At 75.3% G+C, this 20,113-nt stretch carries 10 protein-coding genes; all 10 read left to right on the top strand.

Features of this window, described 5'->3' with window-relative positions; all coding sequences use genetic code 11:
- Positions 1 to 2,973 (top strand): SDR family NAD(P)-dependent oxidoreductase (locus AB0O09_RS06615; protein WP_363540485.1); only part of this gene is annotated, 2,973 nt, incomplete at its 5' end.
- An 83-nt stretch (positions 2,974 to 3,056) separates the two neighbouring features.
- Positions 3,057 to 10,391, top strand: coding sequence for a beta-ketoacyl synthase N-terminal-like domain-containing protein (locus tag AB0O09_RS06610; protein WP_363540484.1), 7,335 nt, complete (start codon positions 3,057 to 3,059; stop codon positions 10,389 to 10,391).
- Between the two features lie 29 nt (positions 10,392 to 10,420).
- The gene (locus AB0O09_RS06605) at positions 10,421 to 12,052 is read left to right on the top strand and encodes a PfaD family polyunsaturated fatty acid/polyketide biosynthesis protein (protein WP_363540483.1); all 1,632 of its coding nucleotides are present in this window, start codon (positions 10,421 to 10,423) and stop codon (positions 12,050 to 12,052) included.
- Positions 12,049 to 13,755, top strand: a complete 1,707-nt coding sequence (locus AB0O09_RS06600) for an acyl-CoA dehydrogenase (protein ID WP_363540482.1) — start codon at positions 12,049 to 12,051, stop codon at positions 13,753 to 13,755. Before AB0O09_RS06605 ends, AB0O09_RS06600 begins: the two co-directional genes overlap by 4 nt.
- A gap of 49 nt (positions 13,756 to 13,804) precedes the next feature.
- Entirely contained in the window at positions 13,805 to 15,604 is a 1,800-nt protein-coding gene (locus AB0O09_RS06595; protein WP_363540481.1) for an acyl-CoA dehydrogenase family protein, read from the top strand.
- 38 nt (positions 15,605 to 15,642) lie between these two features.
- A complete protein-coding gene (locus tag AB0O09_RS06590) occupies positions 15,643 to 15,870 on the top strand; it encodes a hypothetical protein (RefSeq protein ID WP_363540480.1) in 228 nt (75 codons plus the stop codon).
- A complete protein-coding gene (locus AB0O09_RS06585) occupies positions 15,857 to 16,561 on the top strand; it encodes a 4'-phosphopantetheinyl transferase superfamily protein (protein WP_363540479.1) in 705 nt (234 codons plus the stop codon). The genes AB0O09_RS06590 and AB0O09_RS06585 overlap by 14 nt, the downstream gene beginning before the upstream one ends.
- A gap of 17 nt (positions 16,562 to 16,578) precedes the next feature.
- Entirely contained in the window at positions 16,579 to 17,874 is a 1,296-nt protein-coding gene (locus tag AB0O09_RS06580; RefSeq protein ID WP_363540478.1) for an FAD-dependent oxidoreductase, read from the top strand.
- Positions 17,875 to 18,004: 130 nt separating this feature from the next.
- Entirely contained in the window at positions 18,005 to 18,430 is a 426-nt protein-coding gene (locus AB0O09_RS06575) for a DUF3291 domain-containing protein (protein ID WP_363540477.1), read from the top strand.
- A gap of 143 nt (positions 18,431 to 18,573) precedes the next feature.
- Positions 18,574 to 20,052 carry an MFS transporter gene (locus tag AB0O09_RS06570; protein WP_363540476.1) on the top strand — a complete coding sequence of 493 codons (1,479 nt, stop codon included), beginning with the start codon at positions 18,574 to 18,576 and terminating at the stop codon, positions 20,050 to 20,052.
- Positions 20,053 to 20,113: the final 61 nt, after the last annotated feature.

Raw genomic sequence — 20,113 nt, 5'->3', positions numbered from 1 at the left:
GAACTGGGCATGGACGTGGAGGCGGATCTGGGGATCGACTCGATCAAGCGGGTCGAGATCCTGGGTGTGCTCTCGGAGCGGTTCCCGAGCGAGGTGCCGGTGGGTCCGGAGCAGTTGGGTGAGCTGCGGACGCTGGGTCAGATCGTGGACTTCATGGTGGGGGTCGCGGGTGCGGCGCCCGCCGCTGCGGCCCCGGCTGCTGCTGCCGCTGCGGCGCCGTCGGTGAGTGCCTCCGAGGTGTCGGCTGCGCTGTTGGAGGTGGTGGCGCAGAAGACCGGGTATCCGGCGGAGATGCTCGAACTGGGCATGGACGTGGAGGCGGATCTGGGGATCGACTCGATCAAGCGGGTCGAGATCCTGGGTGTGCTCTCGGAGCGGTTCCCGAGCGAGGTGGCCGTCGGCCCCGAGCAGCTCGGCGAACTGCGCACCCTCGGTCAGATCGTGGACTTCATGACCGGTGCGATCGGCGACACCGAGGCGCCCGCCGCGTCCGAGGCGTCCACGGTTCCCGCGCCCCGTCCGGAGCCCGACGCGCCCGACGCGCCCGCCGCGCCCGCCGGCGCGATAGGCCGGGCGCAGGCCGCGCTCCTCGAACTCCCCTCCCCGGACGTGCTGGTGGACGCCTACCCGCAGGGCGCCGCGGCGCTGCTCGTGGACGACGGCGGGGACCTGGTGCCGCTGGTCGCCGAGCGGCTGCTGGCGCAGGGCCGGCCCGTCCGGGTGCTGCGGCTGCCGTCCGTCGCCCGCCGGATCGACGGCGTCGAGGACCACGCGCTCTCCGGCTGGGGCCCGACCGAACTCGCCGAGCGCACCGAGCAGGTGCTGGAGGGACCGGTCGCGCTCGCGGTGGTCTTCGACACCCGCCGGGACACCGAGTGGGCGGACGGCGTCCGCCGGCTCTCGCACGGGCTGCTGGTCGCCAAGCACCTGGTGGAGCCGCTGGCCCGGGCCGCCTCGGCCGGCCGGGCGGGCTTCGTCACGGTGACCCGGCTGGACGGGGCCTTCGGCCTCACCGGCGTCGCCGAGGACCTCGTCCCCGCCGGCGGCTACGGCGGCCTGGTGAAGACGCTGGCGGTGGAGGCGCCCGAGGTGTTCTGCCGGGCCCTGGACCTGGCGCCCGGTGTCGCCGACCGCGCGGCCGCGGAGCTGCTGCTCGCGGAGGTCTCCGACGCCTCGGCCGAGCCGGTGCAGGTGGGACTGGACGGCCGCCGCCGGGTCGCCCTGACGCTCGCGGAGCGGCCCACCGGCCTGGCCGCCGACCCCGGCTCCGCGACCGCTGCCGAGGTCGGCCCGGACGACCTGCTGGTGGTCACCGGCGGCGGACGCGGCATCACCGCCCGCTGCGTGGCCGACCTGGCCCGCGCCCACCGTCCCGGCCTGCTGCTGCTCGGCCGGACCGAACTCGGCGAGGAACCGGACTGGGCGGCCGGGGTGACCGGCACGGCGGAGCTGAAGGCTGCTGCTGTCGCCCGGCTCAAGGCCGAGGGGGAGAAGCCCACCCCGAAGCGGGTGGAGCAGTTGTACCGGGCGGTGATCGGCGAGCGGGAGGTCCGCGAGACCCTCGCCGAGCTGAAGGCCGCCGGCTCCGAGGCCGAGTACCTGGCGGTGGACATCACCGACGCCGCGGCGACCGCCGCCGCGCTGGCACCGTACGCGGGCCGGGTCACCGGTCTGGTGCACGGCGCCGGGGTGCTGGCCGACCAGCTGATCGCCAACAAGCGGGCCTCCGAGGTCGAGCGGGTCTTCGCGCCGAAGCTCGGCGGGCTGCGCGCGGTGGTGGAGGCGCTGCCGGCCGACCGGCTGCGGCACGTGGTGCTGTTCTCCTCGGTCGCCGGGTTCTTCGGCAACCAGGGACAGTCGGACTACGCGATGGCGAACGAGGTGCTCAACGCCTGGGCGTCGTCGTTCCGGCGGCGGCACCCCGCGGCCCGGGTCAGCTCGCTCAACTGGGGCGCCTGGGACAGCGGGATGGTCTCGCCGCAGATCAAGGCGGTGTTCCAGGAGCGCGGCATCACGCTGATCCCGGTGGAGACCGGAACGGCGCTGTTCACCGGCCAGTTCGCGGCCGGACGGGCCGAGGACACCGTCACCGTGCTCGGCCCGACCACCCCGCTGTCGGTGCGCGGGCCGGCCGTGCCAGCCGCCGCGGTGGTGCTGGAGCGCCCGGCGGCCGCGCTGGCCGCCGAGCCGATCGTCGCCGACCACGTGATCGGCGGGGTGCCGGTGCTGCCCGCGGCGCTCGCCCTCGGCTGGGCGGTCGGCGCGGTGGAGCGGCTCAGCGGCGGAACCGTCCGCCAGGTGCGGGACTTCGCGGTGCACAAGGGCGTCCTCTTCGACGAGGCGCTGCCGGAGCGGCTGCAGCTGGCGGCCACCCCGGCGGGCGACCGGGCCAGCACCGAGGTGGTGATCCGCTCGGTCGCCGCGGACGGCACCGTCCGCCCGCACTACGCGGCGACGGTGGTGCTCGGCAACGACCCGGCGACGGAGCTCAACCACCCGACCCTGGCCGGGCTGCCGGCCGCGGGCGGCGGACGCGACGCCGGCGGGTTCTACGCCGACGGCACGCTCTTCCACGGCGCCGCCCTGCAGGGCGTCCGCCGGGTGCTGGCCGAGGAGGAGTCCCGGCTGGTGCTGGAGTGCGCGCTGCCCGAACCGGCCACGGCCGCAGGGGCGTTCGCCGGCACGCTGTACCGGCCCGGCGCGACCGACCTGCTGCTGCAGGCGGGCCTGGTCTGGATGCGGCTGTTCCGCGCCACGGCGAGCCTGCCGCTCTCGGTGGCCCGCGCCGAGCTGCACCGGGCGCCGGCCGACGGCGAGACCTTCCTCGCCGTGGTCGAACCCGCCTCGGTGAACGGCACCTCGGCGAGCCTGACGGTCACCGCCGTCGGCCACGGCGGACGCGTCCTCGCCCGGCTGAGCGGGGTCAGCCTCGTGTCGACCCCGCAGCTGGCCGCGAAGTTCGCCCGCAGCTGACGCACCCGACCCGGCAGGTCCGGCCGGCCGCACCCCAGCAGGCCGGCCGGACCGCCGCACGGACCGGAGGGACCACCGCTTCCATGAGCACGTACGCCATCGTCGGCCTGTCCTGCCTGTTCCCCGGCGCCGAGACGCCGGACCGGTTCTGGCAGAACCTCGTCAGCGGGACGGACAGCCGGGCCGAGGGCGGCCCGGAGGTCTTCGGACCGCCCGCCGACCCCCGCGACCTCGACCCGCAGCACCGCATCACCTGCACCCGCGGCGGCTTCGTCCGCGGCTTCGCCTTCGACCCGACCGGCTACCGGATCGTCGCCGAGCGCCTCGCCGGCCTCGACCGGGTCTTCCACTGGTCGCTGCACACCGCCCGCGAGGCGCTGCGCACCGGCGGCCACCTCGACCGCCCCGAGCTGCTCGCCCGGACGGGCCTGGTGCTCGGCAACTACTCGTTCCCGACGCCCGGTTCGGCCGACCTCAGCCTGCCGCTGGTCGAGCAGGCCGTCCGCACCGGCCTGCGCCGGGCCGGCCTCGACCTGCCCGGCCGCCCCGACACCGCCCCGCGCCGCGACCCCGCCGACGCCCGGGTCAGCGGCGCGCCCGCCCGGATCGTCGGCGCCGCCCTCGGCCTCGGCGGCCCCCGGTACGCCCTGGACGCCGCCTGCTCCTCCGCGCTGTACGCGCTGAAGCTGGCCTGCGACCACCTCGCCACCGGCCAGGCCGACCTGGTGCTCGCCGGCGGTGTCTGCGCCCCCGACCCGACCCTGATCCACCTCTGCTTCTCCGACCTGCACGCCTACCCCGAGAACGGGTTCAGCCAGCCCTTCGACGCCCGCTCGGCCGGCATCCTCACCGGCCAGGGCGCCGGCATGGTCGCCGTCCGGCGGCTGGAGGACGCGCTGCGCGAGGGCGACCGGATCCACGCCGTCGTCGACGGCATCGGCCTGTCCAACGACGGCGGCGGCCGCCACCTCCTGGTGCCGGACGAGGCCGGCCAGCACCGCGCCTACGAGCTGGCCTACCGGGCCGCGGGCGTCTCGCCCGCCGAGGTCGACTACCTGGAGTGCCACGCCACCGGCACCCCGATCGGCGACACCACTGAGGCCGCCTCGGTCGCCGGGTTCTTCGGTGCGCACGGCGAACTGCCGCTGCTCGGTTCGGTGAAGGGCAACATCGGCCACCTGCTGACCGTCGCTGGCCTGAGCAGCCTGCTCAAGGTGGTGCTCGCCATGGAGCACGGCCACCTGCCGCCGACCGTCGGCGTCACCGAGCCGGTGCCCGGGCCCGGTGGGGCGGCCGCGACCGCCCTGGTCCGCACCGGACGGGACTGGCCCGCCGCCCCCGGCACCCGCCGGGCCGCCGTCTCCGCCTTCGGCTTCGGCGGCACCAACGCGCACGTGGTGCTCTCCGACGCCGTCCCGGCGCAGGCCGCGACCGCCCCGGCGACCGCGCTGCCCACGGCCCTGCCCACGCCCGACATCGTCGGCCTCGGCGCGCACTTCGGCGCCTTCGAATCGGCCACCGCCTTCGAGCGGGCCGTGCACGACGGGCTGGACTCCTTCCGCCCGCTGCCCGAACGCCGCTGGCGCGGACTGGAGGAGAGCACCGACGGCGCCCTCGCCGCGGCCGGGGTCGGCCCCGGCACCCCGCCGGTCGGCGCCTTCGTCGACACCGTCGGCCTCGACCCGGTCGACCACCGGATCCCGCCCGCCGACCTGCGCAACTACAACCTGCAGCACGCGCTGATGTCCAAGGTCGCCGACGAGGCGCTCACCGACGCCGGGTACAGCCGCACGCCCGCCCCCGGAACCTCCGCACCCGAGGCCCGGCGGATCGCCGTCGTCGTCGCGATGGAGATCGAGCCCTCCGCCCACCTGCACCTGGCCCGCCACCGGATCGCCGCGTACCTGCGCGAGCTGCTCGCCGGCACCGACCTGACGGACGGACAGCGCGAGCGGCTCACCGCGATCGCCCGCGACGGCGTGCACGAGCCGATCGTCGCCAACGAGGTGCTCAGCTACATCGGCAACATCATGGCCAGCCGGATCTCCTCGCTGTGGAACCTCACCGGCCCGTCCTTCACCGTCTCCGCCGAGGGAGCCGGCACCGCGCAGGCCCTGGACACCGCCCGGCTGCTGCTGCTCGACGACAGCGTGGAGGCCGTCCTGGTCGGCGCCGTCGACCTCGCCGGCTCGCCCGAGAACCTGGTGCAGCGGACCGCCGCCCACGGCGCCCCCGCCACCGGCCCCGGCCTCGCCTTCGGCGCGGACACCGGCGGCTGGCGGATCGGCGAGGGCGCCGGAGCGGTCGTCCTCACCCGCACCGGTGAGGGCCGCCGCCCCGCCTACGCCCGGCTGGACGCCGTCGCCGTCCGGCACGCCGCCCCCCTCGACGGCGCGCTGCCCGAAGCCGACGCCGGCGCGCTCGCCGAGGCCGCCGCCCTGGCCCACGAAGCCGCCGGGATCACCGCCGCCGACATCGGCTACCTGGAGGCACACGCGGCCGGCACCGCCGCCGAGGACACCGCGGAACTCGCCGCGCTGGCCGCCGTCCATCCCGCCGGCACCCCCGGCCCGGCGCTCGGCAGCGCCCGCGCCCACATCGGCGACGCCCGGGGCGCCGCCGCGATGGCCGGTCTGCTGCGGGCCGTCCTCGCCGTCCACCACGGCTACCTGCCGGGCGTCCCCGGCTGGCGGCGGCCCGCCCCCGAACTCGCGGACCGGCTCGCCGCCACCGGCTGCCACCTCGCCGACACCTCCCGCCCCTGGCTGCGCACCGAGCGGACCGGACGGCGGCACGCCGCCGTCTCGTTCATCGCCGAGGGCGGTGCGCACGGCCGGCTGGTGGTCTCGGCGGCGGCCACCAGCGGCGCCGTCGAGGAGCGGGCCTGGCAGCGGGCCGGCGGCCCGGTGCTGCTCGCCCTCGGCGCGGACGACCCGGCCGGAATGCTGGCCGCCGTCGAACGCCACCGCGGCCTGCTCGCCGACGGCGCCGACCCGTACGCGCTCGCCCGGGCCGCCGCCGAGGCCCTGCCCGCCGGCACCCCGCGGGTCGTGCTGGTCGGCCGGAACGCCGAGGAACTCGGCCGCCAGCTCGCCGCGGCCGCCAAGGACCTGCCCGGCGCCTGGGAGCGCGGCGAGGAGTGGGCGACCCCGGCCGGCAGCTGCTTCACCCCGCGCCCGATCGGCCCGGACGGCAAGGTCGCGCTGGTCTACCCCGGCGCGGTCACCTCCTACCCGGGGCTCGGCCGGGACCTCTTCCGGGCCTTCCCCGGCCTGCTGGAGCGCTTCGAGGCCGAGGTCGAGCGGCCCGACGACACCTTCCGCGCCGCCCGGCTGCACCCGCGCACCCAGATCGACCCCGGCCGTCGCGAACTCATGGCGCTGGAGGCCGAGCTGGGCGACGACCTGCCGTTCATGCTGGCCACCGGCACCACCTTCGCGATCCTGTACACCGACCTGGTGCGGGACCTGCTGGGCGTCCGGGCGCACGGCGCCTTCGGTTACAGCCTCGGCGAGTCCAGCATGCTGTTCGCCACCGGCGGCTGGCAGCGCGGCGCCCGCCGCGACGACCGGATCAGCGCCACGCCGATCTTCCGGCACCGGCTGAACGGGCGGCGCACCGCCGTCCGCGAGCAGTGGGGCCTGGCCGACTCCGTGCCCGACTCCGCGGTCTGGGCCGGCCATGTGCTACTGGCCGACGCGGAGCGCGTCCGCGCCGCGCTCGCCCGGTACGACCGGGTGTTCCTCACCCACGTCAACACCCCGGGCGAGCTGGTGATCGCCGGCGACCCGGCGCAGTGCCGGGCGCTGATCGAGGAGTTGGGCTGCCCCGCGGCCAGGTCCCCCGTCAACGGGGTGATGCACTGCCCGGTCGTCGACCCCGACCTGGACGGCCTCGCCGGACTCAACGACCACCCGATGGGCTCCGCCGGCGGCCTGGAACTGCTCAGCGCCTACGACTACGGGCCCGTCCCGGCCCTGGACAGCGCGGAGACCGCCCGCCGGATCGCGCAGACGCTGCGCTCCACGATCGACTTCCCGCGGCTGGTGCGGGCCGCGCACGACCGCGGCTTCCGCTACTTCGTCGAGGTCGGCCCGGGCGCCACCTGCACCCGCTGGGTGCGCGAGACGCTCGGCGACACCCCGCACGTCGCGGTCTGCGTGGACCGGCGCGGCGTGCCGACCGCCCGCACCGTCGCGCAGCTGGCCGCCCGGCTGGTCGCGCACGGCGTGCCGCTCGACCTCGTCGGCCTGCTCGGGCCCGCGCCGGCGGTGCCCGCCCGGCGCCGGGTGCTCTTCCCGGTCGGCGGCGGCGCGTCCGTCCCCGCCGAGATCGCCGCCGCGGCCGCGGAACTGCTGGCCGAGACCGTCGCGACCCCCGTACCCGCCGCCGCGCCGGAGCCCGTGCTCGCCGCGGCCGCCGTTCCCGCCCCGCCCGCCGCCCGTGCGGCGGGCGGCGCAGACCCCCGTCTTCCGTCGCCGGCAGCGCCGCCCGGCCCGCCCGGACCGTCCCCCCTCTCGCCGGAGGAGCAGATGCCCGCCGATCCGACCCTCGCCGACCCCGAGGTCATCGCCTTCGACGGCGAGCCGATCTCCTTCCTGCCGTGGAGCGAGCCGGCCGCCGAGGCCGCGCCCGCACCACCGGCCCCCGCCGCACCGCCGGCGACCGCACTGCCGGCGACCGCCCCGGCTCCGGCCGCGGAGAGCGGCGGCTACGGCGCCCAGGACCTCGTCCGCGAACTGCGCGACCAGCTGATGGCCACCCACTCGGTGGTGATGGAGACCCAGCGCGTCCTGCAGGACAGCACCCTGGCCCGCACCGAGGCGCTGCTCGAAGCCCCGCCCGCCGACCCCGCGCCGCTGCCGGAGCCCGAGCGGCAGGCCATCGAGCTCGCCCCGCGGCTCGAACTGCCGCCGGCCCCGCCTGCGCCGGTCCCGCCTGCGCCCGTCCTGCCTGTGCCCGTCCAGGCGCTGCCGGTGGCGGCCGTGCTGGAGCCGACCGCGGTCGTCCCGGCCGGGGAGCCCGGCGTCATCTGGGACGAGGACGACCTGCTCGCCTTCGCCACCGGCCGGGTCGCCGACGTCTTCGGCCCCGCCTTCGCCGAGATCGACGGCTACGCCAAGCGCGTCCGGCTGCCCGCCCCGCCGTACCACTTCGTCACCCGGGTCACCGGGCTGCGCGCCGAGACCGGCGTCTACGAGCCGTCCTTCATCCGCACCGAGTACGACGTACCGAAGGACGCCTGGTACGCCGTCGACGGCGGGGTGCCGCCGGCGGTCGCCATCGAGGCCGGCCAGTGCGACCTGCTGCTGATCAGCTACCTCGGCATCGACTTCCGCAACAAGGGCGAGCGGGTCTACCGGCTGCTCGACTCCACCCTGGTCTTCCACGGCGACCTGCCGCGGGCCGGGCAGACCCTGCGCTACGACATCTCGATCAACCGGTTCGTCACCCAGGGCGACACCACGCTCTTCTTCTTCAGCTACCTCTGCTACGCCGACGGCGAGCTGATCCTCGAACTCAAGGACGCCTCCGCCGGGTTCTTCAGCAAGGCCGAACTCGACACCCCGCTCGGCGTGGTCGTCACCGCCAAGGAGAAGGCCGCCCGTGCGGCCCTGACCAAGGCGTGGTTCAAGCCGCTCGCCCGCACCGGGAAGGACCACCTCACCGCCGCCGACCTCGAACTGCTCGCCCAGGGCCGCCCCGGCGAGGTCTTCGGCCCCGAACACGCCCAGGACGAGGGCCTCAACCCCGCGCTGCGCCTGCCCGACGCGCGGCTGCGGATGATCGACGAGCTGCGGATCGACCGCACCGGCGGCCCGCGCGGCCTCGGCGCCCTCACCGCCACCAAGCAGCTGCAGCCCGACGCCTGGTACTTCGAGTGCCACTTCCCCGACGACCCCGTGCTGGCCGGCTCGATGGTCGCCGAGGGCGCCGTCCAGGCCCTGCAGACCTACCTGCTGCACCAGGGCATGCACCTGGTGCTGCCGGACGCCCGCTTCCAGACCGTCGTCGGCCTGCAGACCGAGGTGCAGGTCCGCGGCCAGATCACCCCGCAGCACCGGGAGATCCGCTACGAGATCGAGGTCATGGAGCTCACCCTGCTCCCGCGACCCTCGGTGATCGCCGACGTCCTGGTGTACCTGGGCGACAAGCCGGTGATCCGGATGCGCAACTTCGGCATCCAGATCCGCGAGAAGGAGGGCACCCCGTACCGGCCGGAGACCGGCGGCGTGCCCGCCTTCCTCGGCCGGCGCAACCGCTCCGGCGAACCCGCGATGATCAACGAGCTGCACCTGGCGCACGCCGCCAAGGGAGACCTCGGCACCGCGATGGGCCCCGAGTTCGACGTGTACCGGAACAGCCGGGCGCCCTACATCCCCAACGGGGACTTCCAGTTCGTCGACCGGATCATGCAGCTCAAGGGCGTCCGCGGCGACCTCGGCCCCGGCTCGGAGATGGTCACCGAGTACGACTCCCCGGCCGACGCCTGGTACTACACGCAGAACGCGCACCCGCACATGCCGAACTGCGTGTACATGGAGACCTCGCTGCAGGCCGCCATCCTGCTCGGCTACTACCTCGGCGCCACCCTCAAGCAGCCGCAGACCGAGTACGCCATCCGCAACCTGGACGGGCGGGCCACCCTGGTCAAGGACCTCGACCTGCGCGGCAGGACCGTCCGGCACCACTCCAAGCTGCTGATGACCAGCGCCGTCCAGGGCGCCGTGCTGCAGAAGTTCAGCTACGAGCTCTCCGCCGACGGCGAGGTCTTCTACACCGGCGAGTCCCTCTTCGGGTACTTCAGCGACGCCGCCCTCGCCAACCAGGCAGGCCTGGACGCCGGACAGTACGCCGCCCCCTGGATCGAGCAGGAGAAGCCCGCCGCCGACCGCGTCCGGCGGATCGAACTCCCCGACGACGCGCCCCCGTTCACCGACCCGGCGGGCGGCCTGCTGCACCTGCCCGGCGGCCACTTCCACCTCGTCGACCGGGTCGACCTGGTCCGCGACGGAGGCCGGCACGGCAAGGGCTACCTGCACGGCCACCGCGCGGTGCGCCCCGACGAGTGGTACTTCGACTGCCACTTCCACCGCGACCCGGTGATGCCCGGCTCGCTCGGCGTCGAGGCCGTGCTGCAGGCCCTGCGGCTGTACGTGCTGGAGGAGGGCCTCGCCGAGGGCGTCGAGCGGCCGCACTTCGCCCTCGCCACCGACGTCGAACTCGGCTGGAAGTACCGCGGCCAGATCCTCCGCCACGACGAGGAGCTCCGCTTCGACGTGCACGTCCGCGAGGTCCGCCGCGAGGACGGCCGGCTCGTGGTGGTCGCCGACGCCGACCTGTGGAAGCCCGGACTGCGGATCTACGAGCTCACCGGCGTGGCCGTCGAGGTCCGGTCCCAGTCGGCCACCCCCTGACCGCCCGCCCGAGGAGACGGAAGCCCATCATGAACCACCCCCAGACACCACTGCTCTGGCAGGGCGAGCAGTACCCGAGCACCGACCCGGCCGGGATCTACCAGGCCCTCGCCGACCTGGAACGCCCCTGCTTCGTCGTCCGCACCCCGCAGGGCATCGGCGCCGCCGCGGGCGGCCGCGCCGTCCCGTCCGGCGGCCGCGAGAGCGGCCTGCCACTGCTCGCCGCCGCCGCACCGCTGCCCCCGCAGCGGCTCGGCTCGGCCGCCTTCCTCGCCGCGCACGGCGTCCGCCAGCCCTACCTGGCCGGGGCGATGGCCGGCGGGATCGCCTCCGCCGACCTGGTGATCGCCCTCGCCCGGCAGGGGTTCCTCGGCTCCTTCGGCGCCGCCGGCCTGCTGCCGGAGAGCATCGCGAAGGCGCTCGCCCGGTTCGCCGCCGAGATCCCCGGCCTGCCCTACGCCGTCAACCTGATCCACAGCCCCAGCGAGGAGCGGCTGGAGCGCGAGGCCGTCGAGCTGTTCCTGCGGCACGGCGTCCGCTGCGTCGAGGCCTCCGCCTTCATGGCGCTCAGCCCGCACATCGTCCGCTACCGGCTCGCCGGGCTGCGCCCGGGACCGGACGGCCGACCGGTCGCCGAACACCGGGTGATCGCCAAGATCTCCCGCACCGAGACCGCCGAGCGCTTCATGCGCCCGGCCCCCGCCGCCACCGTCAGCGCCCTGCTGGAACAGGGCCTGATCACCCCGCTCCAGGCCGACCTCGCCAAGTACGTGCCGATGGCCGACGACATCACCGTCGAGGCCGACTCCGGCGGCCACACCGACCGCCGGCCGCTGCCCGCCCTGCTGCCCAGCATCCTGAGGCTGCGCGACGCCGTGCAGCGCGAGCACCGCTACCCGGCCCCCGTCCGGGTCGGCGCCGGCGGCGGGCTCGGCACCCCGTCCGCCGTCGCCGCCGCCTTCGTCATGGGCGCCGCCTACGTGGTCACCGGCTCGGTCAACCAGTCCTGCGTGGAGTCCGGCGCCTCCAAGGCGGCCAGGGCGCTGCTCGCCGAGGCCGGCATCGCCGACTGCGAGATGGCCCCCGCCGCCGACATGTTCGAACTGGGCGTCGAGCTGCAGGTGCTGAAGAAGGGCACGCTCTTCCCGATGCGCGCCAAGAAGCTCCACGAGCTCTACCAGGCGTACGACGGACTGGAGGCGCTGCCCGAGGCCGAGCGCGCCCGGCTGGAGGCCCAGGTCTTCCGCCGCCCGCTCGCCGACGTCTGGCAGGAGTGCGTCGGCTACTTCGAGCGCCGCGACCCCGAACAGCTCGCCCGCGCCGCCGGCAACCCCAAGCGGCGGATGGCCCTGGTCTTCCGCTGGTACCTCGGGATGTCCTCGCGCTGGGCCGTCACCGGCGACCCCGACCGCACCCTCGACTACCAGATCTGGTGCGGCCCGGCGATGGGCAGCTTCAACGACTGGGTCACCGCCAGCTACCTCAAGGCACCCGGCAACCGCCGGGTCGCCGAGGTCGCCCACCACCTGATGCGCGGCGCCGCCTTCCACACCCGGATCGCCCAGCTGCGCACCGCCGGCGTGCACGTCCCGGCCGCCGCCGCCGACTACCGGCCCGTCCCGCTGGAGTCCGCGGTCACCACCCCGGAGGGCGCCAGATGACCGGCCCGCTCGACGGACTCGGCTCCGCCGCCGCGCAGTTGGAGCAGACGCTCGGCCCCGCCGAGGACCCGGCCAACCCGTACGGCTTCGCCGCCGCCGCCCGCCGCGACGAGGCCGGGGAGTACCCCGAGGCGCTGGCCGCCGCCCTGCGCGGAACCGGCTTCCACCTCGACTACCTGCCCGCCGACTGGGGCGGGACCTTCCGCTCCTTCGACCGCAGCCTGCTGCTCGTCCGCACCGCCGCCCGGCGCGACCTCAACGCCATGCCGGCCACCATGTTCTCCATCACCGCCGCCACCTGCGTCCGGCTGCACGGCTCGCCCGCCCAGCAGCAGGAGGTCGCCGAACTCCTGCGCGGCGGCGGCGCGGTGGCCTTCGCGCTCTCCGAGGCCGAGCACGGCAGCGACCTGCTCGCCAACACCGCCCGCCTCGAACGCGACCCGGACGGCCCGGGCCTGCGCCTCACCGGCGAGAAGTGGATGGTCGGCCTCGGGCAGCGCTGCGAGGCCGCCTACGTGGTCGCCCGCACCGGGGAACGCGGACCGGGCTCCTTCACCGCCGTCCTGCTCGACCTCGCCGCGGCCGGGCCCGAACTCGACCGCGGCCCCGCCGTGCCCACCGGCGGCATGCGCGGCATCGACTTCGCCCACCTGCGCTTCGACGGCCTCCCCGTCCCCGGGAACCGCGTCGTCGGCCGGCCCGGCGAGGCCCTGGAGGCCGCGGTCAAGGCCCAGCAGGTCGTCCGGCTGATGTCCACCGCCGGCAGCCTCGGCTGCGCCGACACCGCCCTGCGGCTCACCCTCGGCTTCGCCGCCGAACGCCGCACCGGCCGCAGCCGCCTCCTCGACACCCCCCACCAGCGACGGGAGTCCGCGATCGCCGCCGCCGCGCTGCTCGCCGCCGACGCCGTCGCCCTGACCGCCGCCCGCGGCATCCACCTCGCCCCCGAGCAGTTCAGCATCTGGGGCTGCGCCGCCAAGCACGTGGTCGCCGAGGCCGTCGAGGACGCGATCGCCCGCTGCGGCGCCACCCTCGCCACCCGCGCCGTGCTGCGCACCGAGGGCCCCGGCGGCGGACTCTTCCAGAAGCTCCAGCGGGACGCCGCCCTCGTCCGGGTCGTCGACACCAGCACCCTGGCCAACCTCCGCTCCTTCACTGGCCAACTGCCCGCCCTCGCCAAGGCCCCGGCCGGCCCGGCCGGGGACGCCGCGACCGTCTTCGCCCTGGACGCGCCGCTGCCGCCCTACGACCCGGCCCGGCTCGACCTCAACGCCCGCGGCCGCGACCTGCCGACCGGCACCCTCGCCGCGATCGCCGGCCCCGCCGCGGCCGCCCTCGCGCAGGGCGCCCCGCAGGCGGCCGCCCTCGCCGAACGCCTCCAAGGCGCCCTGCAGGACCTGCCCAAGGAGGTCGAGCAGGCCGGCCCCGGCCTCGCCCTGGTCGACCTCGCCGAACGGTTCGCCTGGCTGCACGCCGCCGCCTGCTGCCTCCAGCTGTGGTGGGCGAGCCGCCACCTCCCGCTGCACGGCCGGCCGCCCGGCTCGGCCGGCTGGCTCGGCGCCTGCCTCGGCTACCTGCTCGCCCGTGCCGACGGCACCGACCCGCGCCGCGGGGCCGACCTGCTCGCACCCGCCCTCGACACCGTGCTCGCGCTGCACGACGGCGGGCGGCTGTTCTCCGCCGTCCCCGTCCCGCTGGCCTGACCGACACCCCGCACCCACGCGACCGATCCACGCGACCCGGAGGAGACCGGTGCCGAAGCCAGAACTCGACAAGCTCGCCGCCGAGCTGGAGGCCCACCTCGGCGACCCGCACGACCCGGCGAGCCGGATGCCGTTCGAGCGGATCCTCGACCACGACGAACGCGAGGAGTACCCCTACCCCTTCGTCAACCTGCTGCAGCGCTGGGGGGTGCACGAGTACAACATCCCCGCCGCCCAGGGCGGCCGGGCCGGCGACGTGGAGACCGGCTTCAACCTGCTGCGCCTCGTCGCCCGCCGCGACCCGACCACCGCCACCGCCCTGATCATCACCAGCCTGGCCTTCCTGCCCGCCTGGATCGCCGGCACCGACGAGCAGAAGCAGTACCTGGTCGATGCCATGAAGCAGGGCAGCCGCTACGCCTGGGGCCTGTCCGAGCGCAACCACGGCAGCGACGTGCTCGGCAACGAACTGCGGGCCGACAAGGTCGACGGCGGCTACCTGCTCACCGGCGAGAAGTGGCTGATCGGCAACGCCCGCGTCGCCGACGGCCTCACCGTCTTCGCCCGCACCAAGGAGTCCGGCGGCCCCGCCGGCTACTCGATCCTGCTGCTGGAGAAGCGCCGCACCCCGGCCGGCTCCGTCGAGGAGCTGCCCGACGAGCGGCTGCACGGCCTGCGCGCCATCGACATGAGCGGCATCCGGGTGGACGGGGTGTTCGTCCCCGACTCCGCCCGGCTCGGCGCGGAGGGCGCCGGCCTGGAGATCGCCCTGCAGACCTCCCAGGTCGCCCGCACCCTGATCGGCTCCATCGCGCTCTCCGCGGTGGACACCGCGCTGCGCGGCACCCTCGACTTCACCGAGCACCGGGTCATCTTCGGCCGCACCGTCAGCGACATCCCCTACTCCCGGAGGCAGTTGACCGAGTGCTTCGCCGACCTGATGGTCGCCGACGCGGTCAGCCTCGGCGCCGTCCGCAGCCTCCAGCTCGTCCCGGAGCAGGCCAGCGTCTGGTCCTCGGTCGCCAAGTACCTGGTGCCGACCATGCTGGAACGCACCATGTCCCAGCTCAACGTGGTGCTGGGCGCCCGCTTCTACCTCCGCGACGACCCGCACCACGGCATCCACCAGAAGATGCTCCGCGACCTGCTGGTGGCCAACTTCGCCGACGGCAACACCGTGGTCAACCTGAAGAACCTCGCCCTGCAACTGGACGGACTGCTCGCCGCCGCCGTCGAGCCCCCCGCGGGTGCCGCCGGCGCGGCCGAGGAGCGGGTGGCCGACCTGTACGGCATGGACCGGCCGCTGCCGCTCTACCGCCCCTGGGACCAGGAGCTGTTCAGCCGCGGCCGGGACGACGCCCTGCTCGCCGCGCCCGCCTCGCTCGCCGCCCTGCGCCGTCTCGCCGACGGGGCCGGGACCGCCGGGAGGGCCGAGGGCGACCGGCTGCGGCGCGCCGCCGACACCGCCGCCGAACTCCTCGGCCGCGCCCCGGCCCTGCACGCGCGCAGCCGCACGCTCAAGACCGGGCTCGGCCGCGCGTACGGGCAGTCCGCCGAACTCTTCGACCTCGCCAAGGAGTACTGCCTGCTGCACGCCGTCGCCGCCTGCGTGCACACCCACGTCCACTCCGCCGCCGCGATGGAGGACCCGCTGCCCAGCGGCGCCCTGCTGCTGCTCCAACTGGAACGGCTGCGCCGGCACTGGTACCCGCACGAGGCCGTCACCACGGCCGCCGACGTGGACGAGGTGATGGCCGTGCTGCGACGGCTGCACCGGGGCGACCGGCTGTTCTCGCACTGGCAGTTCCGGCTGGCCGGGCGCACCGGCCCCCGACCCGGCGCGCGGTGACCCCCGACCGACCCGCACCGCAGCGGAAGGAGTGCCGCATGCCACCGCACCCGGGCGCCCGCGCCCTCTGCCCGTCCTGCCGGCGAACCGGCCGGCCCGACCGCCTCGACCCCGACCTCAAGGTCTGCCCGCCCTGCCGGGATCGGCTGCGCTGGGAGATGTCCGAGTGGCTGAAGCAGCTGGTCGGCATGGGCGTCCTCGGCACCGTCCCGGAGCCCGGGGAGCACCGGCAGCAGCGCAGCCGGAGGCGCGATGTCCGCACGTGACGGCCACCTCTGGCTGCTCCCGGAGGCCGCCGCCGAGGCCTTCGCCGCCCGGCACGGCGGGCCCGCCCTGCTCGGCCCCGAGGAACGGACGCGGCTGGCCCGGCTGCGCGGCGAGGGCGCCCGGCGGCGCTTCCTCGGCGGCCGGGTGCTCGCCCGGTACGCGCTGAGCGCCCGCTCCGGCCGCCCGCTCGGCGGCTGGCGGGTGCGGACCGCCCCGGACGGCCGTCCGGAGCCCGGACCGTCCGCGGACGGCCTGCGCTTCAACCTCTCGCACACCGACGGGATGGTCGCCTGCCTGGTGACCTCCGGCCGCGGCTGCGGGGTGGACGTGGAGCCGGCCGCGGCCGGCGCGGACGCCGTCCGCCACCTGCCGCGCTGGTTCGCCGCGGCCGAACGGGCCGCCGTGGACGCCGCCCCCGCGGCCGACCGGCCGGCCCGGGTCGCCGCGTACTGGGTGCTCAAGGAGGCCTACCTCAAGGCCGTCGGCACCGGGCTGCGACGGGAGCTCGCGGGCTTCTCCTTCACCCCGCCGCAGAGCCGGCCGATCCGGGTCACCGACCCCACCCGGCCGGCCGCCGAGAACGCCGCCTGGCACTTCGAACTGCTCCACCCCGCACCGGGATTCGTCCTCGCCGCCGCCGTGCAGGACGGCCGGGGCGGCCGCATCCACCGCACCCTGATCGCCCCCTAGCCAGCTAAGGACCCCTCATGTCTGCAACCGCCAAGCCCCGGGTCGCGGTCGTCGGCGCCGGCGTGGCCGGCCTGTCCGCCGCGTACCGGCTCCGCGAGCACGCCGAGATCACCCTGTTCGAGCAGGACGACCGCGTCGGCGGGCACGCCCACACGATCGAGGTCGAGGACGCCGGCCGCGTGCTCGGCATCGACACCGCCTTCGTGGTCTTCAACGAGCCCAGCTACCCCAACCTCAGCCGCTTCTTCGGCGAACTGGGCGTCGCCACCCGCCGGCACGAGGGCGGCTTCAACTTCTTCGACCTGGACTCCGGCCTCCAGTACGGCACGGCCGAGATGGCGCTGCCGGAGGAGGAGGTGCTGGCCCGTTACCCGGCGGAGTTCCGCACCATCTGGAGCGAGGCCCGGCGCTTCCACCAGGAGGGCCGCAAGGACTTCCTGCGCAAGCGCACCGACCTGCCGCTGGGGGAGTACCTGGACCGCGGCGGCTACAGCGACGGGTTCCGGTACGGCTACGTGATCCTGCTGTGCACGGCGGTCTGGTCGGTGCCGGCCGAGCTGATCTGGGAGATGCCGGCCACCACGGTGATCGCCTTCTTCATGGCACACGACGAGGGCGGCCTCGGCGGGCAGCGGGTCGACTGGCAGACGGTGGAGGGCGGTTCGGTCCGGTACGTACGGAAGGCGCTGACCGCGATCGATCCCAAGCTGCGGCTCGGCGAGCGGGTGCTGTCGGTCACCGAGCAGCCGGACGGGGCCACCGTCACCACCGCGTCCGGCGCCGAGCGCTTCGACCACGTGGTGGTCGCCGCGCACGGCGACCAGGCCCGCGCCCTGCTCACCGAGCCGAGCCCGCTGCAGCGCGAGACGCTCGCCCGGATCCGCTACAACTCCTCCGTCGCGGTGCTGCACACCGACCCGTCGGTGATGCCCGCCGACCGCTCCCGCTGGGACAACTGGAACTACGGCAAGGTCGCGGTGGACGGCGAGGTCCGCCCGTACGTCGCCTACTACATGAACCGGCTGCACGGCTTCGAGTCCGAGCAGGACTACTTCGTCACCCTGGACTGCCCGCTGCCGGTGCGCGAGGAGTCGGTGATCCGCGAGCTGCACTACGAGCACCCGGTGATCGACCTGGACCTGCGCACCCTGCAGAGGACCATCTACCGGGTCAACGAGGGCACCCGGATCAAGCTCTGTGGTTCCTACTTCCACTCCAAGCGGCTGCACTGGGACCAGATCGGCTCGCACGAGGCGGCGTTCTCCTCCGGGCTGGAGGCGGCGGAGCAGCTGCTGCGGGAGCTCGGGCGCTGAGGGGTTCCCCGAAAAGAGCTGGCATTGGAAAGCGCCACTCTCTATAGTGGATAGCGCAAGGTTCCACTATCGGTTTCGGCGGGCCCTCGTGTGGGGGTTCGCCGATCGGCGGCCGAGGAAGGCTGACCCCATGCCTACGCTCCCCTGGACCACACCCAACGCTCCTCGGCCGCAGACCCGGGCCGTGGTGATGGCCTCCCGCTTCGAGGTCCGCTCGCTCGCCGACGTGCCGCGCTTCTTCTGGAAGTCGCTGGCCGCCTGGCGGCAGGTCCGCACCGCGCCCGGCGCCGTCGGCGCCTCGCTCGTCGCCCAGCCGCTCAAGCGCACCTTCTGGACGCTCTCCGCCTGGGAGTCCCGGGAGGCGCTCCACACCTTCGCCAGGACCGAGCCGCACTACTCGATCATGACCTCGCTGCGGTCGACCATGGACAACTCCACCTTCACCTTCTGGGACGTGCCGGTGGAGGAGCTCCCGATCGCCTGGGTCGACGCCAGGCGCCGGCTCGCCGAGCAGCGGCAGGCCGACGCCGCCCCGGCCGAGGGCGCCGGGGCCTGACCGCCGCCGTTCCTCCCGGGCGGGCCGCACCCCGGCCCGCCCGGACCCGGCCCGCCCGGACCCCGCTGCACCGCGACCGCCGAGCCGCGCCCCCCGCACCGCGACAGACCCCCGCTGCACCACGACCGAAGGAGAAAGCTGTCATGTCCTCGACAGGATTGCGGTCCGTCCCGGCCGGGGACCTCCCCGCCGACGGCGGCGGCCGCACCGTGCCGCTCTGGCTGTCGATCGTCGCCTGCAGCGTGCCGATGTTCATGGTCGCGCTCGACAACCTGGTGGTCTCCACCGCCCTGCGCACCCTGGCCGTCGACCTCAAGGCCGACACCCGCGACCTCCAGTGGTTCGTCAACGCCTACGTCCTCAGCTTCTCCTGCCTGCTGCTGATCGGTGCCGCGCTCGGCGACCGCTTCGGCCGCCGGAAGGTCTTCGTCCTCGGCATCGCGATCTTCACGCTCTCCTCGATCGCCTGCGGCCTCGCCGACACCAGCGCCGAACTCATCACCGCCCGCACCGTCCAGGGCTTCGGCGCCGCCGCCGTCATGCCGCTCTCGCTCACCCTGCTCTCGCAGGCCGTCCCCGAGCGGCTGCGCAGCCTCGCCCTCGGTCTGTGGGGCGCGGTCAGCGGCCTCGCCATCGCGCTCGGGCCGGTGGTCGGCGGCGCCGTCGTCGACGGCCTCGCCTGGGAGTGGATCTTCTGGATCAACGTGCCGGTCGGCGTGCTCGCCGTCCCGTTCGTCCTCAAGGTGCTGAAGGAGAGCCGCGGCGAGCGGGCCGGCCTCGACCTGCTCGGCATGCTGCTCGCCTCGGCCGGCCTGCTCGCCCTGGTCTGGGGCATCGTCAACGGCAGCGAGGACGGCTGGACGGACGGCCGCATCCTCGGCGCCTTCGCGGCCGCCGCCGTCCTGCTGACCGCCTTCGTGCTCTGGGAGCGCCGCGTCGAGCACCCGCTGCTGCCGCTCGGCTTCTACCGCGTCCGCGCCTTCACCCTGACCAACGTGGTGTCCGCCTCGATGTACTTCGGCGTGTTCGGCTCGATCTTCTTCCTCTCCCAGTACCTGCAGATCGCGCCCTACCGCACCCCGCTGCACGCCGGCGTGCTCACCCTCGCCTGGACCCTGATGCCGATGTTCATCGCCCCGGTCGCCGGCGCGCTGACCGACCGGGTCGGCGGCGGCCGGCTGATGGCGCTCGGCCTCTTCCTGCAGGCCGCCGGCCTCGCCTGGATCAACCTGGCCGCCACCGACGACACCCCCTACTCCCACCTGGTCGGCGCGATGCTGGTGGCCGGCGCAGGCATGGGCTTCGCCATCGCCCCGACGGCGGCCGTGGTGCTGGGCGCGGTCGGCCCCGAGCACCGGGGCAAGGCCTCCGGCGCCAACACCACCGTCCGGGAGATCGGCGGCGCGCTCGGCATCGCCGTGCTCAGCAGCGTCTTCCTGGAGTACGGCAGCCCGGCGAACGCCCAGGAGTTCGTCAAGGGCCTGCACCCGGCGGTCTGGGTCGGCGTCGCGGTGGTGGTGTTCGGCGGCGTCTGCGCCCTGTTCATCCCGCGCCCGCCCCGCCCGGCCGCCGAGCCGGTGGAGGACGTCCCCGCGGACGAGCCCGCCCCCGCCAACGCCTGACGGACCCGCTCCCACAGGAGCGGTCGTCGCACGCCGAAGGCCCCCGGAACTCCCGGGGGCC

Source organism: Kitasatospora sp. NPDC093679 (assembly GCF_040683455.1).
Lineage (GTDB): Bacteria > Actinomycetota > Actinomycetes > Streptomycetales > Streptomycetaceae > Kitasatospora > Kitasatospora arboriphila.
This window is presented reverse-complemented; position numbering and strand designations above follow the sequence as displayed.

Coding starts and splice junctions, on each gene's coding strand:
- AB0O09_RS06600 (WP_363540482.1), top strand. CDS start 12,049: ATGACCGGCCCGCTCGACGGACTCGGCTCCGCCGCCGCGCAGTTGGAG.
- AB0O09_RS06590 (WP_363540480.1), top strand. CDS start 15,643: ATGCCACCGCACCCGGGCGCCCGCGCCCTCTGCCCGTCCTGCCGGCGA.
- AB0O09_RS06585 (WP_363540479.1), top strand. CDS start 15,857: ATGTCCGCACGTGACGGCCACCTCTGGCTGCTCCCGGAGGCCGCCGCC.
- AB0O09_RS06570 (WP_363540476.1), top strand. CDS start 18,574: ATGTCCTCGACAGGATTGCGGTCCGTCCCGGCCGGGGACCTCCCCGCC.
- AB0O09_RS06610 (WP_363540484.1), top strand. CDS start 3,057: ATGAGCACGTACGCCATCGTCGGCCTGTCCTGCCTGTTCCCCGGCGCC.
- AB0O09_RS06575 (WP_363540477.1), top strand. CDS start 18,005: ATGCCTACGCTCCCCTGGACCACACCCAACGCTCCTCGGCCGCAGACC.
- AB0O09_RS06605 (WP_363540483.1), top strand. CDS start 10,421: ATGAACCACCCCCAGACACCACTGCTCTGGCAGGGCGAGCAGTACCCG.
- AB0O09_RS06580 (WP_363540478.1), top strand. CDS start 16,579: ATGTCTGCAACCGCCAAGCCCCGGGTCGCGGTCGTCGGCGCCGGCGTG.